The following is a 17,333-nucleotide window of genomic DNA, read 5'->3' on the forward strand; positions in this document are numbered from 1 at the left end:
TGCCGCGCATCATTACAAGGAGGAACGTGCTATGGCTAAGCAAAAAGAAGAGCGTGTCATTGCCACGAACCGTAAGGCGCGCCACGACTACCTCATCCTCGAAACTTTCGAGGCTGGAATGGTCCTCACCGGTACCGAAGTGAAATCGCTCCGTGAAGGAAAAGCGTCCCTCGTGGACGGTTTTGGACAGTTCTATCGCGACGAACTTTATATGGAAGCTGTCTACATTCCGGAGTACCTCAATGGTTCGTGGACAAACCATACTGCGCGGCGTCGTCGTAAGCTCCTCTTGCACCGCGAAGAATTGATCCGTATCTCCCGAAAATTGGAAGAATCCGGTAATACCATCGTCCCGCTCCAGCTGTACTTCAAGGACGGACGCGCGAAGCTGGAAATCGCGATTGCCAAGGGTAAGAAGGACTACGACAAGCGCCAGACCCTGCGTGAAAAGCAGGACAACCGCGAGGCACAGCGCGCCATGCGCCAGCGTAACCGCGGCCAAGAAGTGGACTAGGCGGCTAGAAAGCCAGCCCAAAGGCTTTTGCAGCGCGGATTTGCGAATCGCCACTGGCGAACGGGAATGTTTTCCGCAGAGGATGCGCTATAGTAAAAGTCTGTTCTTTCCGGAGGACGGCAGTGTTCCCAGTGATGGGAATTGAAAAAAGAACATGGGGATGATCGGTTTCGACGATGTGAGTTGAGACAGGTGAAGCGGGCCGAGGATGCAGGGTTATCTCGTAAACGCCCTCTGCAAAACAATAAGTGCCGAATCTAAGCGCACTGACTTCGCTCTCGCTGCCTAAGCAGCCAGACAGTCCGTTAGCCCGAGTTTGCTATTGGCTCGGATCCTAACGTCATTTAGATAGCCACTGCTGAACGTTCTTGTCGCTGGAACGTTCGGGACTTTTAGGCGACTGTGCCCAGGAGGACCGCAAGGTCGAACTGCTTGTTTGCAAGACAGTTCATGGGGCAGAGAAATTCTCAGCGCAAACTGCGCCCGGAGAAGCCCTGACAAAGCCATATCGGACGCGGGTTCAATTCCCGCCATCTCCACGAATGAAGGCCACTAGCTGATGCTAGTGGCCTTTTTTCACGCCCTGAACTTCTCGGTTTGACGCATAATTCCGTGGTTAGATGCGGTTATCGGGTGCCCAAGAAAAATCCAAACCACGCAAATGCCACACCAAGAAGCGCATGGAAAATCAGGCTAGAAATGGCGATCTTTGTGTGTTCAGGGGAACGAAGTTGATTCAGGGTGGTCACGGCGAGTGTGCTCATGGTCGTGAGACCCCCGGCGAGTCCGGTAGCAATGATGAGGCCCCAGTCGCTGTGACCCCAGAAACCCGTCGCAAAGCCACACACAAAAGAGCCCACCACGTTGACCAACAACAGCGCCCACGGGAACAGGTTGAGGGACGTGCGTTCGGCATGCGTCAGACGGTGAGAGATCGCCACATCAGCGGCCCACCGCAGCAATGCACCCAGACTTCCAGCCACACCAATTGCCACAACTAAGACAACAGGACTCATGAGGTGCCCCGTCCTACGAGTCGCTGTCCCAGCCACGCTAGGGCAATCCCGAGCGCTATCGAGGCCAGCACCACGAGCCACGTGAGAACTCCCGCTGACGGTGCCACCAAGAGCACCATGACGCCCGAAAACGTGGTGAAGGAACCCATGACGCCGGTGCCCCACAAGGCGTAGCCGCTCGCTGTCAAGCGGTCGCTACGGCGTAGCGCGAAGATCATTCCCAAAAGCAGGCAGCCAACGCTGTTAATTGCCACCAAGACCCAGAGCGGCTCCCCGAGGAAACCTAGAAAATACCGCGCGAGCGTGCCAAGAAAACCGCCGGTAAGCACCCACGGAATATCTGAACTACGACGCCGCAGCTCGCCCCAGCTATTTGCCCCAAGTTGCGCTGGGGTGGAGTGAGAGACGGATGTGCGCTTAGACGGCATGTGCTCGCCGAAGACGCCACTGCGGAATAATGCCGCCGGTGGGGGAGAACAGGTAGGCGATCGCGAAGAAAACGGCTTGCGCCAGAACTACTGATGCGCCGGTAGCGAGGTCGAAGTAGTAGCTCGCGTATACGCCAACGATGGTAGAAGCCAGACCCAGAATCACGGAAATGAGAAGCATCTTCGAGAAGGATCGGGTGAGGAGGACAGCTGTTGCGCCAGGAATGATGAGCATGGCCACCACCAGGATGGTTCCCATAGCCTGCAAGGATGCCACCACGGTGAGTGCCAGCAACCCTAACAACAAGGCGTGCAGGGCGCTCGCGTTGAGGCCCAGCGCATGAGCGTGCACGCGGTCAAAGGCAAGCAACACCAAGTCTTTGCGCTTGATGAGCAGGATGGCCAGCGTGATGGCACCCAGAATGAGTACCTGAGCAAGCTCGGCCGGCCCGGTTCCCAAGACGTTTCCAAACAAGATATGGGTCAAATCCACTTGGCTGGGAGTGCGGGAAATTATGACGATTCCCAAAGCGAAAAGTGCTGTGAACACCACGCCGGTTGCAGCGTCCGATTTCAGCCGACTCGAGTCGCGAAGCCCGCCGATGAGAAAGACGGCCAGCATCGCAAAAACCAGTGCACCGATCGCAAAGGGCACGCCGAAGATGAATGACAGTGCCACGCCAGGAAGTACTGCGTGAGATACCGCGTCGCCCATGAGTGCCCAACCCATGAGGACTAGCCAGCAGGAAAGCACGCCACAGACCACAGCTGCCGCGAGTGTCACTAAGGTCGCGTTCACCATGAAGCCGTAGGCAAAGGGCTCCGTCAACCAATTCAGCAGCTCCATTACTCTTTGATCCTGCTTCCAAAAGCCTGCTCAATGTTTTCGATCGTCAACACCTCGGTGGGTTCACCGAAAGCCACCACACGCCGCTGCAAGAGGACAGCCGAACTGCAGAGCTTGGGGACGCCGGCGAGGTCGTGCGTCGAGATGAGGACGGTTCGGCCAGACGCTGCATACTCGCGCAGCAAGTCGGAGATGAGACGCTCTGAAGACACGTCGACGCCGGCAAAGGGTTCATCGAGCAACAACAACTGACAGTCCTGAGCCAACCCGCGCGCTACGAAAGCACGCTTGCGTTGACCGCCAGAAAGCTCGCCAATCTGACGATACTGAAGATCCTGCAGATCCACGCGTTCCAACGCGGTGTCCACCGCGTGGCGATCAGCCGCAGTGACTTGGCGCATGAAGTTCATGTGTCCGTAGCGGCCCATCATGACCACTTCACGTACACTCAGTGGAAAGTCCCAGTCCACGGCCTCTGATTGCGGTACGTAGCTCAGCAGCCCTAGCTTGCGGGCTTCAAGCGAGGTCTTACCAAACACCCGAACGGTTCCTGAGGTGGGGGAGACCAGTCCCATCAGGGACTTGAACAGGGTGGACTTACCGCTGCCGTTCACGCCCACCAATCCGCACAGTTCGCCGGTACGCAGTTCAAAATTCACGTTCGTCAGGGCCACATTGTGGCCGTAGCGAACGGACAAGTCCGCGATCTCGATGGCATGCGGATGCACTGCTGCGGCATTCGCCGCTGCCTGATCAGCGCGTCTACGAATCATGAAGTCCCTCAACGATCTTGTCCACGGTGTACTCAACAAGGCTCAGATAGTCCGGCACAGGACCGTCCGCGGCGGATAAGGAATCCACGTACAGCGTCCCGCCCCACTCGGCCCCAGTCTCTGCCGCCACTCGCTCTTGCGGGCCAGCAGGAACGGTGGATTCGCAAAAGACCGCCGGGATCTTGTTGGAACGTATATAAGCAATCTGTTCTCGAATCTGCCGAGGACTGCCTTCGGACTCCGCATTCACGGGCCACAAGTAATGTTCCCCGATATTCAGGTCTCGTGCGAGATAGGAGAACGCTCCCTCGCAGGTCACCAACGCGGATGTGGTTCCGCCCGAAAGCCGTTCACGAGCAGACTCCAAGATGTCATCCAGCTTTTGGTCCAAGACAGCGGCGTTTTGCTCAAAATAGGACGCATCTTGCGGCGCTAAATCGGAGAGGGCCGCAAGGGCTTTCTTGACGTAAATCCTCGCTTGAGAAGGCGCAATCCATGCATGCGGGTTGGGATGACCTGCGTATCCGCCCACGGTGATGGGGATCGCCTCGATGCCCTCGGACAGCGTGACACGCGGGGCATCGATGGTTTGCACGAACCGCTCAAACCAGGCTTCGAGACCCAGCCCGTTGTTCAACAGTAGGTCAGCGTCGGCAATGCGTTTCAGGTCGCTCGGAGTGGGTTCGTAGCCATGAATTTCCGCGCCGGGCTTCGTGATCGACTCCACCCGCACCCGGTCGCCGCCAATGTGCCGCACCAAGTCCGCTAGCACGCTGAAGGTGGTGACCACAACGGGACGGGAATCGGTGGCGCTGGCGGAAGCTGCGCCGTGGTCCGGTAAAGGAGCAACGCTGCAGGCGGACAGCGTAAAAGCGAGTACGACGCCGCCGGCTACCGTCCGGAGCGCAACTCGCGGGCGGGGATTACGCGCGTTCGCCGATAATTTCGAGGGTTGCGTCATGGAGGAGACCGTTCGTGGCGACGGCATTGCCGCCGAAGCAGCCGTCCTCGCCCTTGAGAGACGTAAACTTGCCGCCGGCTTCCCACACGATGGGAACAAGAGCGGCCATGTCGTGAAGATTGAGTTCGGGCTCGGTGGCGATGTCCACGGCACCCTCCGCAAGGAGGCAATAGGACCAGAAGTCGCCGTAAGCGCGCGTGCGCCAGACCTTGTCATGAAGTTCGAGCATGCGATCTAGATCGCCGCGCTCTTTCCATCCGCCCAAGCTCGCGTAAGAGAGCGAAGCGTCCTCAAGCGCAGAAATCTTGGAGACCTGCAGGGGAGTTGCCGCCGAAAGCGACTTGCCCGTGTAGGCTCCGCCGCCTTCCGAGGCCCACCAGCGCTTGCCGAGGGCAGGCGCCGAAACCACGCCCATCACTGGGCGATCTTCGTCGAGGAGAGCAATCAGCGTGGCCCACACGGGAACGCCTCGCACAAAGTTCTTGGTGCCATCAATAGGGTCAACAACCCATTTGCGGGGACCAGAACCAGTGATGCCGTATTCCTCACCTTGCACAGCGTCACGATTACGCGAGCGCGCGAGGTGTCCGCGGATGACCTCTTCTGCGAGTTTGTCAGCATCGGTGACGGGTGTGAGGTCCGGCTTCGTCTCCACTTGAAGATCGAGGGCCTTAAAACGCGAGAGCGTGACCGAATCAACGGCGTCGGCAATGACGTGGGCAAGGCGCAGATCTTCAACATACTGGGAGGAGGCAAGACTCATGCCCTCCAACTTATCCCAGTCAGCCACAGATCATGTGACGCAAAACGGGATCGTGACGATTCAGACCCGTCAGGATTCACCCAACGTCTTCTCGTGGATTTCTTCCTTAGCCGAGCTGCCGAGGAGCCTGCGCAGAGATGCGAGCCGCGCTACGCCGCTAGGTCCGGCGTGTCCGTCAGCCACCCACGCGTCGAGTGCGCAATCGGGTCCATCCTCGAGGTGCGTGCAGCCGCGCGGGCAGTCGGCGGTGGCTTCCACGAGGTCCGGGAACGCCGAGACCACGTTGTCCGGCTCCACAAGTGCCAAGCCGAAGGATCGGATACCTGGAGTATCGATGATCCACGTATGAGGGGGAGCGTCCTCGACGCGCAGCGCCAAAGCGGAACTTGAGGTGTGGCGGCCGCGGCCGGTGACCTTATTGACGCCGCCCGTGGCACGGTCAGCGCCGGTGAGAGCGTTGACGAGCGTGGACTTTCCTACGCCCGAGTGGCCAATCACCACGCTGACCTCGCCGGCGATCAAGTCGCGAAGTTCCTCGAGGGTCGAGCGCTGCAGTCTTGCCGAGGCTCCGTCTGCCGAGCGGGCATCGATGCCGGAGGCATTCTCATCCGCGGTACGGCTCACCAAGATGTCTAGCTCCACGCCCGCATAGTTAGCGATGAGCTCGTCTGGCTCCTTGATGTCCGCTTTGGTGATGCAGAGGATCGGGTGGATGTCAGCATCAAAAGCGGCCACGAGGGCACGGTCAATAAAGCCCGTGCGCGGCTCTGGGTTGGCGGCAGCCACCACAATCACCAAATTGTCTGCGTTAGCCACCACCACGCGCTCCACGGGATCCGTGTCATCGGCGCTACGGCGCAGCAGCGTGCGGCGTTCTTGAATGGTCACGAGGCGGGCCAGAGTATCTGGTGCACCAGACGTGTCGCCCACCAAGCCCACGAGATCGCCGGGAACCACGGCCTGACGGCTCAAATTGCGAGCACGTGCGGCGATGACAATGCGCTCGTTCTCCGTGTTTTCGTCGAGTATCGCGGTGTAGCGACCTCGGTCCACGGTGATGATGCGGCCAATCTCGGCGTCCTTGAAGTCCGGGCGGTCTTTGGTGCGCGGACGGGAGCCCTTCTTGTTCGGGCGAATGCGAACGTCGCTCTCGTCAAACGAGCGTGCATCACGAGCCACGGGCTACTCCGCTCCCACAGCAGACGCCGTGGCGACCACATTGGCCCAAAGTTCAGGGAACTCCGGCAAAGTCTTTGAGGTGGTAGCGATGTCTGCCACTTCAACACCCTCCACCGCTAAACCGATCACCGCTCCGGCAGTCGCTAGACGGTGGTCTTCGTACGTCTCCCACGTGCCACCATGCAACGGGGCAGGGTTGATTTCAATGCCGTCGGCAATCTCTTGAGCATTGCCGCCCAAACGGTTGATCTCGGTGACGAGAGCTTCCAGACGGTTAGTCTCATGACCGCGCAAATGAGCGATGCCCGTCAAGCGAGATGGGCTGTCAGCAAGAGCCAAGAGCGCAGCAAGCGTCGGCGCGAGTTCACTGGAATCAGCTATATCGGCGCCAAAAATGCGCTCGCCGCCGGTGACCTGCAGATCCTGCCCGCCATCTTTGCGGGGGAGCAGCTCTACTGTTGCTCCTAGCTGCGGCAAGTACTCGCGCCAGCGATCGCCTACCTGAGTGGTGTTCGTTGGCCAGCGCTCGATCGTGACGGTGCCATGAGTTGCCAACGCTGCGGCCAAGAAGGGGCCCGCGTTGGAGAGATCTTGTTCAATCTCAATGTCGAACGCGGAAATCGGGCCAGGAGCCACGGACCAGGTCAACTCCGTGGAATCATCCACGCTGACATCGAGTCCGCGCAGCGCTTCGCTGGTCATGCGAATGTGATCAACGGAAGGAACCTTGGAACCCTCATGGGTCAAGGACAACCCGTTCTCAAAATGTGGGGCAGCGAGCATCGCCGCGGAGATGAACTGGGATGAGCCAGAGGCATCAATCGTGACGGGACCGCCGGCGATGGTGGACTGACCCACAATCGTGAACGGCAACATGCCATTCTCGCCGCCGCGGATCTCCACGCCGAGGGCACGCAGGGTGTCCAAGATGGGACCCATAGGGCGCAAACGTGCGGCTGGATCTCCGTCGAACGTCCACTCACCGGGCGTGAGTGCTGCCAAGAACGGCACAAAACGCATCACCGTGCCTGCAAGACCGCAGTCAATCTTTCCGGTGGCTGCTAGCGGGACGCGAGCTGCGTCGTCGTAATCCGAAGAAGCCAAGCGCGGGTACATCACCAGATCCGGGCCGAACGCGCCAGAGCCCGGCACTTCCTCAATGCGGACGCCCAACGTGCGCAGGGCGGTCATCATGAGGCGCGTGTCCCGAGCGTAGAGAGGCGCGCGCAGACGGGATGGGCCGGACGCGAAGGCGCCCAGCATGAGGTAGCGGGCGGTCAGAGACTTAGAACCCGGGAGAGTTAGAGAAGCTTTGACCGGCCCGTGAGGCGTAGGGGCCGGCCAAAGATCAGGAAACGGCACTGAATCGTGATAATTGGTGGACGAACTTACTGACGTCGAATCGTGATGCACTGCGTTCCTGTTGTCGAGCTATGAATTAGATACCGAAGGTGTCTTCAACGCGCTTGCGAGCGTCCTCAGTGGTGCTGCGGACAGCATTCGTCACCTGAGCGTTGGTCTTCTCGAAGGTCTTCTTGGCATCCTGCGCCAAGTGCTGCGCGCGCCAAGCAAGGCTTGGGTTACCAGCGGTATCAACCGAAGCCAACAGCACGCCGCCAGCCAAGCCAATGTTCTTCAAGAACTTTGGTAGCTTCTCAGCCTCTGGAACCTCAGCCTGCGCCTCAGCCAGGGCGTTGATGAGCGCAGTGCCCACCAAAACGGCGGAGGAGAAACGTGGCATGCGGCCAATAGCAAACATCGAACCAGCAACCACCTGAACGCCACCCAACACGCGAGCAACCAATTCCGGCTGATTCGCCGCAACGGTGGCCTTCGGAGTTACGGACGCCAAGGTATTCAAGCTGCCCTCAAGCTGAGCGGCGGCTTCCTTGGGATTGCGAAGACGCTCCAGTCCGGTCCAGATGAATGGAGCGGCGAGCATCGGACGGGCGGCTAAACGAACAAGCGACATATTGTGCCTCCAAAAGTCGTAAGTAGGTTACGAGTCAACCTAGTTCCATCTTTGCACTTTTCGGCACAGAACGTGCACTCGACAACGCCTGCTGGGGAATAACTGTACGTGGAAGACCGTTGTAGATAGCTGAGTTAGTCGCCGAAAAAGCGAATCACCAGCACTTACGGAAGGGAGTCGCGCATGACCGTTGCATCAGCCGTCCTCGACGCGCCCAGCGTAGACTCGTCTGTGATGACCGAGAACCAGTCCACTGACACCATGCCCTCTGGCGCAGAAACTGAAGCTGAACGCCGCGCGCGTTTTGAAGCGGATGCACTTCAGTATGTTGACCAGTTGTATTCGGCCGCCTTGCGCATGGCCCGAAACCCTTCAGATGCCGAGGATTTGGTACAGGAGGCGTATACGAAAGCGTATTCGTCCTTCCACCAGTACAAGCCCGGAACCAACCTGAAGGCTTGGCTGTACCGAATCCTGACCAACACGTACATCAACCTGTACCGCAAGCGTCAGCGCGAGCCACTTCGGACGGGCACGGATCAGGTTGAAGACTGGCAAATGGCGCAAGCCGCCGAGCACACGTCTTCTGGCCTGCGTTCCGCAGAGACCGAAGCGCTGGACCACTTGCCAGACTCTGACGTCAAGAGTGCGCTGCAGTCAATCCCGGAGGAATTTCGGCTCGCCGTGTACTTCGCGGACGTTGAGGGCTATTCCTACAAGGAAGTAGCCGAGATCTTGGACGTGCCAATGGGGACAGTGATGTCTCGATTGCACCGTGGTCGCCGGCAACTCCGCGACCTGCTTGCTGACTATGCCCTAGAACGCGGTTTTTCCGCTAAGAACAAAAAGAGTGCTGCGGGAGATAACGCTTCCGCGTCAAAGGAGAAAAAATCATGAGCGATTGCCAGTCACTCGGCGACTGCGCCGATTCCCGGATTGTCCGGTTGTATGAATATTTGGATGGGTTGTTGTCCCCATCGGACATTCAGGACGTGAAGTCCCACTTGGATTCCTGCCCGGATTGCGCCAAGGAACATGACATTGAGTGCGTCATTCGCTCTGTCGTGAAGCGCTCTTGCCAGGACCACGCGCCGTCGGATTTGAAGGCACGCATCATGGGCCGACTGACGGAGATCCACGCAGATTCTCCTGCCTAGAAAATAGTTTCTGGGGGACAAAAGAACCGCGGTGGCTGAATCGTTTTTGACGATCTAGCCACCGCGGTTTTGCGTACCGGGTGCTGATTTCACATCCGCTCACCCCGACACCACAGACTGTTTGAGAAGTCTTTAGGTATTTGGACGCTTTCCGTGGTTAGCGCCTCCGCGCTTGCGGTCGCGACGCTTGCGTGCTCGCTTGCTCATGGCTGCCTCCTTACTTCTGCTAAAAATTGCTGCCGTTTAGTCTCTCACGGCTAGCTGGATGATGAATAATTTTGAGTACGACGACGCCGCTAGGCTTTCGTACTTTTCTTGCTGTTAGCTTTCGGTGGGCTGCGGAATACCGAGCCACTGATACCAACCGCGGTGCAACACGAGCCATGCCATGAGGCCGTAGCCGGCCTGACCTGGCTTGCCGTTGTTCTCTGCGAGATCGCGACGCCACTGCTCGTGGTTGAGCAACGGGGTGTACATGTCCACGAAAGCGTGCTGACGGCGGCTTGCTACGTCTCCGTAGGCTGCCGAGAGATCTGCAAGACGCGCGTTGCGTTCGGCGTCGAGTCCTGGGGGAGGACCCACCACCATGGCCTTGATGCTCAACTGGCTCGCTGCATCCAAGATGTTGGCGAGGTTGAGGCGGGAGCGGGCCGTGGAGATATCGAGATCCAAGTCCTTGCTGGTCATCGCAATCACCAAGCGGTTCTCAGTCTCTTCGCTGAAGCGACGGCCTACTTCTTCGAGCCAGCGCTGCGAGATAGATTCTGAGCCTTCAGCGGGGGCTGCAAGGACATAGCTTTCAATTCGAACGCTGTCGATGGGGGTGCGAGCAAGGACGCGCCCAAACCAGCCGAGCGCGCGCGGATCTCCGTGACCCGCCAAGAGTTCGTCGCCGACGGCGGCAAGCCGAATGGTCCTGGTATCCACGAAAATCCTTTCTAAAGATTGAAATAACACTAACAGTCATAAGTGTGGGGTCCACACGCGGCGCGCATGGACCCCACACTTTGTCAACTAGTTGCGGTCAAGAACCTGCGAAACAAGCTTCGCGTTTTCCACCTCGTGGCGCTTGTGAGAGCCGGTTGCGGTGGAAGCGGATGCCTTGCGGGAAGCCAAGCGGACTGGGCGTCCAAGCTCTGGCACCAGGTTCAGTCCGATGAATGGCCATGGGCCCTGGTTTGCTGGCTCGTCCTGAGCCCACACAACCTCGGCGTTCGGGTAGCGATCGAGTTCAGCCTTGACCTCTTCCGTTGGCAACGGGTAGAGCTGCTCAACGCGAACCAAAGCGGTCTTGGTGTCCTGAGCCTTGGTGCGTGCTGCGAGCAAGTCGTAGTAGAGGCGGCCGGACACGAGTACCACTCGGTCAACATCGTTGCTGTGGACCGAGCGATCTCCAATGACCTTCTGGAACGAGCCCTGCGTGAATTCTTCCACCGAGGAAGCTGCAGCCTTGAGGCGGAGCAACTGCTTCGGGGAGAACACGATCAGCGGCTTGCGTGGACGCGAGTAAGCCTGGCGACGCAAGAGGTGGAAGTGGTTTGCACCCGTGGTTGGGTGAGCCACCACCATGTTCTCTTCGGCGCACATCTGCAAGAAGCGTTCGATGCGAGCGGAGGAGTGGTCCGGTCCCTGGCCCTCATAACCGTGTGGCAAGAGCATGACGAGCGAAGAACGCTGCGACCACTTCTGCTCGGCAGAGGAGATGAATTCGTCAATAACGGTCTGAGCGCCGTTGACGAAGTCACCGAACTGGGCTTCCCACAATACGAGAGCGTTCGGGCGTTCTACGGAGTAACCGTATTCGAAGCCAAGTGCCGCGTATTCCGAGAGCAGCGAATCATAGATGAAGAGCTCGGTGCCCTTCTTGCTCAGCTTCTCGAGTGGCGACCACACCTGACCGGTCTGGCGATCGTGGAAGACTGCGTGGCGCTGCACGAAGGTGCCGCGACGCGAGTCCTGACCCACCAGTCGAACTGGCACGCCTTCGCTCGTGAGCGATCCGAAAGCAGCCAACTCGGCGAAGCCCCAGTCGATGCCGCCTTCCTTGGCCATCTTGGAACGACGCTCGAGGAGAGCCTTGAGCTTCGGGTGAACCGTGAAGCCCTCTGGGATGTCGATGAAGGAATCACCAATCTCCGTGAGCAACTCTTGCGAAATCGCCGTTTCCGTCTTGGCAAATGGCGCGTCAACGTCATCCTGCTGCGAGGCCGGCTTCTCAAGATCAGAGGTCATCGAAGAGCCCGACTGAACTACAGGGATTGGCGAGGTCTGAGCTGCGTGCGTTTCTGCGAAGACGCGCTCAAGGCGCTCTTGGTAGTCGCGCAAAGCCTGATCTGCTTCATCCTGCGTGATGTCACCGCGGCCAACGAGGGCTTCGGTGTACAAGCGGCGGGTGGAGCGCTTGGCTTCGATGAGGTTGTACATCATCGGCTGAGTCATCGAAGGATCATCACCTTCGTTGTGACCGCGGCGGCGGTAGCACACGAGGTCGATCACGACGTCCTTGTTGAAGCGCTGGCGGTATTCGAACGCCAACTGTGCAACGCGGACAACGGACTCTGGCTCATCGCCATTGACGTGGAAGATCGGAGCCTGGATGGTCTTGGCAACGTCCGTAGAGTACGTCGAGGAGCGAGCCGAAGATGGAGCCGTGGTGAAGCCAACCTGGTTGTTGACTACAACGTGGATGGTGCCACCGGTCTTGTAAGCATCAAGCTGGGAGAGGTTCAACGTTTCCGCAACCACACCCTGGCCAGCGAATGCTGCGTCGCCGTGGACGAGGATCGGAAGAACGCTGAAGCGGTCCACGTCCTGATCCAAGACGTCCTGCTTAGCGCGCACAATGCCTTCGAGAACCGAGTTGACGGCTTCCAAGTGCGATGGGTTAGCGGCCAAGTAGACCTTGGTCTGGTTGCCGTTGTCCGAGGTGAACTTGCCGACGGTGCCCAAGTGGTACTTCACGTCGCCGGAGCCCTGAACAGCGCCGGGGTCCTGCACGCCTTCGAACTCGCGGAAGACCTGAGCGTAGGTCTTGCCAGCAATGTTCGTCAGCACGTTGAGACGTCCACGGTGAGCCATACCAATGGCAACTTCGCCGAGGCCTTCGTCTGCTGCGTCAGCCAAGATGGCGTCCAGCAAAGGAATCAGGGATTCGCCGCCCTCGAGGGAGAAGCGCTTCTGACCCACGAACTTGGTCTGCAAGAAGGTTTCGAATGCTTCTGCAGCATTCAAGCGGCCCAGAATGCGGAACTGCTCTTCACGGGAAGGCTTTTCGTAGGTCCGCTCGAGCTTGTTCTGGAACCACTCGCGCTCTTCTGGGTTGGCGATGTGCATGTACTCAACGCCGGTGTAGCGGCAGTATGCGTCGCGCAGCACGCCCAAGATGTTGCGGAGCGGCAAGCGCTGCTGGCCGCCGAAGCCACCCGTGACCCATTCGCGGTCCAGATCCCACAAGGTGAGGCCGTAGGTGCGGATGTCGAGGTCCGGGTGCTTGCGCTGTATGTACTCGAGCGGGTTGGTGTCAGCCATCAAGTGGCCGCGCACGCGGTACGCGTGGATGAGCTGCTGGATGCGAGCGATCTTGTTGACCTGAAGCTCGATGTCCACCTGGTTGTCCACGGCCCAGCGAACTGGCTCGTAAGGAATGCGGAGAGCTTCGAAGATTTCGTCGTAGAAGTTCTGGTCGCCCAAGAGCAAGGACTCGATGAGGCGCAAGAATTCGCCGGAGCCTGCACCCTGAATCACGCGGTGATCGTAGGTGGAGGTCAAGGTGATGATCTTGCCAACACCCTGGGTAGCGATGATCTTCTCGGAAGCGCCACGGAATTCAGCTGGGTACTCGAGAGCGCCCACGCCGACGATCGTGGCCTGACCCTTGGACAAACGTGGCACGGAGTGAACGGTGCCGATGCCGCCTGGGTTGGTCAAGGAGACCGTGGTGCCTGCGTAGTCTTCCATCGTGAGCTTGTTGTCACGAGCGCGCTTGACGAGGTTCTCGTAGGTGTTCCAGAACTCAACGAAGTTGAGGGTCTCAGCCTTCTTGATGTTCGGAACCACGAGCGTGCGCGTGCCGTCTGGCTTTGGCATGTCAATGGCGATGCCGAAGTTCACGTGAGCAGGCTGGATTGCTACTGGCTTGCCGTCCTGAATGTCGTAGGTGACGTTCATGGAAGGGAACTGGGCCAATGCACGAACGGTTGCGTAACCGATCAAGTGCGTGAAGGACACCTTGCCGCCGCGAGCGCGCTTGAGGTGGCTGTTGATGACAATGCGGTTGTCGATCAGCAACTTCGCTGGAACTGCGCGAACCGTAGTGGCGGTAGGAACCGTCAGCGAAGCATCCATGTTGGTGGCGACTGCCTTGGCGACACCCTTGAGGACGGTGACTTCGTCAGTACCAGGATGTCCGGAAGCCTTGGCGTTCTTGTCAGGCAACTGTGCTGGGATTGGACGATTTGCAGAAGCTGCGGCGCTAGCGTTCTTGGCTGCAGGGGCCTGGGCTGGGGATGCCTGAGCCTTTACTTCTGCCTTAGCGCCGGTTTCACCGGAAATTGCGGATGGGGCTGGGTCGTTGACGCGAGCCTGCGTAGCAGCGCGAGGGCTTGGAGCGCTCTGCGTGGCTGAAGAAGCTTGCTGTGCAACGGAAGTCTGTGCGGCAGCGGATGCCGGAGGATTTGCAGGCTTTGCAGGTGCAGCAGAGGCGGCTGGGGACTGCGAAGAGGTGGCTGCAGCAGGCTTGCCGTCAGTAGAGTTAGCGGATTTCGAGTCACCCATGGACTCAAAAATGTTCCACCACTTCTTGTCTACCGAGTTCTTGTCCTGCAGAAATTGCTGATACAGCTCCTCAACTAGCCATTCGTTGCCGCCGAATTCTTCCGCGAGCCGGCTAAGTGATTGTTCTGGCACGGTAAAAACGCCTCTATTCCTCGGTGTGGTGCAGCTGGGGACGGATCCGTTCCACTCCAGCGACCATAACTGCATAGGCAGCGGTCCCAAGTGCAGAACGCAAGCGATCTCAAGTCTAGTGAGTTCGTCAACCTTTATGGCAAGTTTTAGGACGCGCGTCTCAGGTATCCTTCACGAAATTCTGTAGACTAACTCCGCACGTACTGATCGTTCTTAGTGCGATCCTAAACGAATGGCGAAGATTCGCCGGAAGGAACTACTGACACTTTGGAGTCCTCTAGACCCCGCTCACTTGTGTTTGTTGTCCATTTTTCTCGGGCCTGCATTGGCTTGAGCCTGCCTGTTGAAGGTGGTGTTCGCTAGTGGAATGGCTCTATCTCTTTATAGGTTTACTCCTCATCTTGGGCACAGGATTCTTCGTTGCCGTGGAGTTTTCGCTGCTGGCTGTTGATCAGGCCCAAGTTCAGCGATCCATAGATAACAAGGAACGTGGCGCTGAAGCGCTCATGAAGTGCTTGAAGTCGCTTTCAACGCAGCTCTCTTCCTGTCAGCTCGGCATCACGCTGACCACGTTGCTCACCGGTTTCGTCATGGAGCCGAGCGTCGGCAAGCTCTTGACGCCCATCTTGGAAGGCTGGGGCCTGGGTCCCGCATCGGCGCCCATTTCGCTCGTGGTGGCCATGGTGCTCGCCACGTTGCTTTCCATGGTGTTGGGTGAGCTGATCCCTAAGAACCTCGCCATCGCCGCCGGATTGCCACTTGGCCGCATGCTTGCAACTCCTCAGCTGATCTTCACCGCCGTCTTCAAGCCCTTTATTTTCATGTTGAATGGTTTCTCCAACCGAGTGCTGCATTTGTTTGGGATGGAAGCGAAGGAAGAAATTTCGGGTGCCCGCACCCCAGAGGAATTGAACTCTCTGCTTCGCCGGTCCGCAGAACTGGGCACGCTGGACCAAGACACTGCACGGTTCTTGTCCCGCACGCTCGTCTTCTCGGATCGCACGGCCGCAGACGTGATGACTCCACGCATTCGGATGGAAACCGTTCACGCGGATGACCCACTCGACGAGGTCATCGAAGCGTCTCGTCGCACTGGCTTCTCCCGTTTCCCTGTCATCGGAGATTCGCCGGATGACATCGTGGGTGTTTGCCACGTGAAGAAAGCTGTTGCGGTCCCGCGCAAGAAGCGAGAAGGCCTCGTCGCAGCGAACATCAAGTCGGACGTCGTGTCCGTCCCTGAGACAGTTCACCTCGATGACTTGATTACTGAGCTCCGCGAGGCGAACCTTCAGATGGCCGTGGTGCTGGATGAATACGGCGGAACCGCCGGCGTGGTGACCCTTGAGGACTTGGTTGAGGAAATCGTCGGCGAGGTGACGGACGAGCACGACCCCGTCAAGCCTGGCGTTCTTCAGTCGGCAACGGGCCAGTGGTACTTCCCGGCCATCATGCGCCCGGATGAAGTCAACGAGCAGGTTCCTGCTCTCAAGATTCCAGAAGATGGCTCCTATGAAACTGTCGGTGGGTTTGTGATGTTCGCACTTGGCCGCATTCCCGCCGTGAGTGACGAGGTAGCTATCGAAGGCGGTCGCGTTATCGTTTCCCGCATGGACGGACGTCGTGTTGACCGCGTGCGGTTTGTTCCGTTTGGAGAGGACGACGACGCCTCGGCCGAGTCTGAACGCTCAGGAGGTGCCCGATGAGTGATTGGACGGGCATTGTTTGGCTTGTAGTCCTGCTCTTCGCGAACGCCTTCTTTGTTGCGGGCGAATTCGCGGTCATGTCTGCACGTCGTAGCCAGATCGAACCGCTGGCAGAAGCCGGAAATAAGCGCGCCATGAACGCGCTGAAGGCGATGGAAAACGTCTCGATCATGCTGGCTATTTGTCAGCTGGGTATCACGGTCTGTTCCTTGCTGATCCTGAACGTGGCTGAGCCGGCTATTCACCACTTGTTCGAGGTTCCACTTCACATGGTGGGAATTCCGGACGCGTTCGTGGATACGGTGGCCTTCTTGCTGGCGCTGCTGATCGTCACGTTCTTGCACGTCACCTTTGGTGAAATGGTGCCGAAGAACATGGCTGTTTCTGTTGCAGATAAAGCTGTCTTGCTCTTGGCGACACCTCTGTTGTGGCTGTCCACGATCACGAAGCCGATTGTGTACTCGTTGAACTGGATCGCTAATCACGCACTGCGTCTCATGGGAATTGAGCCCAAGGACGAAGTCACCTCGAGCTACACCATTGAAGAAGTTCAGTCGATCGTGGAGGAATCCACGAAGCACGGAACGCTCGAAGACGACGCTGGCATTCTTTCGAGCGCGCTGGAGTTCTCTGACTACACGGCCGAGAACATCATGGTGAAACTGGATGAAGTGGTCACGCTGCCTGCTGACACCACTCCACGAAGCTTTGAAAAGGCCGTGGGCCGAACTGGCTTCTCGCGCTTCGTCATGCTTGATGAGGATGACGCCTTCGCTGGCTACCTCCACTTGAAGGACGTCCTGGCGATTCCGGATTCGCTCTACGGAGAACCCATCTCCGTCACTCGGTTGCGCTCTATGGCGAACCTGAAGGCGAACACTGAAGTTGAAGATGCGCTTGCGGTCATGCAGCGTACGGGCTCTCACGTTGCTCGTGTGCTGGGGGAGAACAACTCCACGATCGGCATCCTCTTCTTCGAAGACGTCTTGGAGCAGTTGGTTGGCGAAATTCATGACGCCACGCAGCAACAAGGTCTGCGTCGAAAGAATCTGGCCGAGCATGAAGAGGGCGCGAACGGGAACGCCACGGCGACCTCCTAAGTCGCTAATGCAAAT

17 protein-coding genes and 1 other RNA gene are annotated in these 17,333 nt (G+C 58.5%); 6 read left to right on the forward strand and 12 right to left on the reverse strand.

Translation table 11 applies throughout. From position 1 onward, the window contains the following. Positions 1-31 precede the first annotated feature (31 nt). Positions 32-514 (forward strand): SsrA-binding protein SmpB, encoded by a 483-nt coding sequence (gene smpB / locus BKA12_RS02370; protein ID WP_183640381.1) that lies wholly within the window; start codon positions 32-34, stop codon positions 512-514. 156 nt (positions 515-670) lie between these two features. Beyond that, positions 671-1,056, forward strand: a transfer-messenger RNA (tmRNA) gene (gene ssrA / locus BKA12_RS02375). 84 nt (positions 1,057-1,140) lie between these two features. On the opposite strand, the gene BKA12_RS02380 is transcribed toward ssrA, so the two are convergent. From BKA12_RS02380 to BKA12_RS02420, 9 genes are all read right to left on the reverse strand, one after another. After that, entirely contained in the window at positions 1,141-1,530 is a 390-nt protein-coding gene (locus BKA12_RS02380; RefSeq protein WP_183640382.1) for a fluoride efflux transporter FluC, read from the reverse strand. Continuing rightward, entirely contained in the window at positions 1,527-1,958 is a 432-nt protein-coding gene (locus BKA12_RS02385; RefSeq protein WP_183640384.1) for a FluC/FEX family fluoride channel, read from the reverse strand. The genes BKA12_RS02380 and BKA12_RS02385 overlap by 4 nt, the downstream gene beginning before the upstream one ends. Further along, positions 1,948-2,805 carry a metal ABC transporter permease gene (locus tag BKA12_RS02390; RefSeq protein ID WP_183640386.1) on the reverse strand — a complete coding sequence of 286 codons (858 nt, stop codon included), beginning with the start codon at positions 2,803-2,805 and terminating at the stop codon, positions 1,948-1,950. The genes BKA12_RS02385 and BKA12_RS02390 overlap by 11 nt, the downstream gene beginning before the upstream one ends. After that, positions 2,805-3,578 carry a metal ABC transporter ATP-binding protein gene (locus BKA12_RS02395; RefSeq protein WP_183640387.1) on the reverse strand — a complete coding sequence of 258 codons (774 nt, stop codon included), beginning with the start codon at positions 3,576-3,578 and terminating at the stop codon, positions 2,805-2,807. The genes BKA12_RS02390 and BKA12_RS02395 overlap by 1 nt, the downstream gene beginning before the upstream one ends. Next, the gene (locus BKA12_RS02400) at positions 3,568-4,539 is read right to left on the reverse strand and encodes a metal ABC transporter solute-binding protein, Zn/Mn family (protein ID WP_183640389.1); all 972 of its coding nucleotides are present in this window, start codon (positions 4,537-4,539) and stop codon (positions 3,568-3,570) included. Before BKA12_RS02400 ends, BKA12_RS02395 begins: the two co-directional genes overlap by 11 nt. Further along, the gene (gene hisN / locus BKA12_RS02405) at positions 4,502-5,302 is read right to left on the reverse strand and encodes a histidinol-phosphatase (RefSeq protein WP_183640391.1); all 801 of its coding nucleotides are present in this window, start codon (positions 5,300-5,302) and stop codon (positions 4,502-4,504) included. Before hisN ends, BKA12_RS02400 begins: the two co-directional genes overlap by 38 nt. Before the next feature lie 69 nt (positions 5,303-5,371). Beyond that, entirely contained in the window at positions 5,372-6,481 is a 1,110-nt protein-coding gene (gene rsgA, locus BKA12_RS02410; RefSeq protein ID WP_183640392.1) for a GTPase RsgA, read from the reverse strand. 3 nt (positions 6,482-6,484) lie between these two features. Further along, positions 6,485-7,843, reverse strand: coding sequence for a 3-phosphoshikimate 1-carboxyvinyltransferase (aroA, locus tag BKA12_RS02415; RefSeq protein ID WP_183640394.1), 1,359 nt, complete (start codon positions 7,841-7,843; stop codon positions 6,485-6,487). A gap of 76 nt (positions 7,844-7,919) precedes the next feature. Continuing rightward, the gene (locus BKA12_RS02420; protein ID WP_183640396.1) at positions 7,920-8,453 is read right to left on the reverse strand and encodes a DoxX family protein; all 534 of its coding nucleotides are present in this window, start codon (positions 8,451-8,453) and stop codon (positions 7,920-7,922) included. 234 nt (positions 8,454-8,687) lie between these two features. Between BKA12_RS02420 and BKA12_RS02425 the strand changes: the two genes are divergently transcribed. Next, on the forward strand, positions 8,688-9,350 hold the full coding sequence (locus tag BKA12_RS02425; RefSeq protein WP_183644420.1) for a sigma-70 family RNA polymerase sigma factor: 663 nt from the start codon (positions 8,688-8,690) through the stop codon (positions 9,348-9,350). After that, positions 9,347-9,610 (forward strand): mycothiol system anti-sigma-R factor, encoded by a 264-nt coding sequence (gene rsrA / locus BKA12_RS02430; protein ID WP_183640397.1) that lies wholly within the window; start codon positions 9,347-9,349, stop codon positions 9,608-9,610. The genes BKA12_RS02425 and rsrA overlap by 4 nt, the downstream gene beginning before the upstream one ends. A 132-nt stretch (positions 9,611-9,742) precedes the next feature. Here the strand turns inward: rsrA and BKA12_RS12675 are convergent, their stop codons facing one another. The 3 genes from BKA12_RS12675 to BKA12_RS02440 form a co-directional block, all read right to left on the reverse strand. Further along, positions 9,743-9,817 (reverse strand): 50S ribosomal protein bL37, encoded by a 75-nt coding sequence (locus BKA12_RS12675; protein WP_369299106.1) that lies wholly within the window; start codon positions 9,815-9,817, stop codon positions 9,743-9,745. 114 nt (positions 9,818-9,931) lie between these two features. Beyond that, on the reverse strand, positions 9,932-10,537 hold the full coding sequence (locus tag BKA12_RS02435) for a GDSL-type esterase/lipase family protein (RefSeq protein WP_183640399.1): 606 nt from the start codon (positions 10,535-10,537) through the stop codon (positions 9,932-9,934). Positions 10,538-10,624: 87 nt separating this feature from the next. Next, positions 10,625-14,515, reverse strand: a complete 3,891-nt coding sequence (locus tag BKA12_RS02440; protein WP_183640401.1) for a multifunctional oxoglutarate decarboxylase/oxoglutarate dehydrogenase thiamine pyrophosphate-binding subunit/dihydrolipoyllysine-residue succinyltransferase subunit — start codon at positions 14,513-14,515, stop codon at positions 10,625-10,627. Between the two features lie 362 nt (positions 14,516-14,877). Between BKA12_RS02440 and BKA12_RS02445 the strand changes: the two genes are divergently transcribed. After that, positions 14,878-16,218, forward strand: a complete 1,341-nt coding sequence (locus BKA12_RS02445) for a CNNM domain-containing protein (protein WP_183640402.1) — start codon at positions 14,878-14,880, stop codon at positions 16,216-16,218. Beyond that, positions 16,215-17,318 (forward strand): hemolysin family protein, encoded by a 1,104-nt coding sequence (locus BKA12_RS02450; protein WP_183640404.1) that lies wholly within the window; start codon positions 16,215-16,217, stop codon positions 17,316-17,318. Before BKA12_RS02445 ends, BKA12_RS02450 begins: the two co-directional genes overlap by 4 nt. The last annotated feature ends 15 nt before the right edge of the window (positions 17,319-17,333 follow it).

Origin of the sequence: Neomicrococcus lactis, assembly GCF_014200305.1 — a bacterium.
Classification (GTDB): Bacteria; Actinomycetota; Actinomycetes; order Actinomycetales; family Micrococcaceae; genus Neomicrococcus; species Neomicrococcus lactis.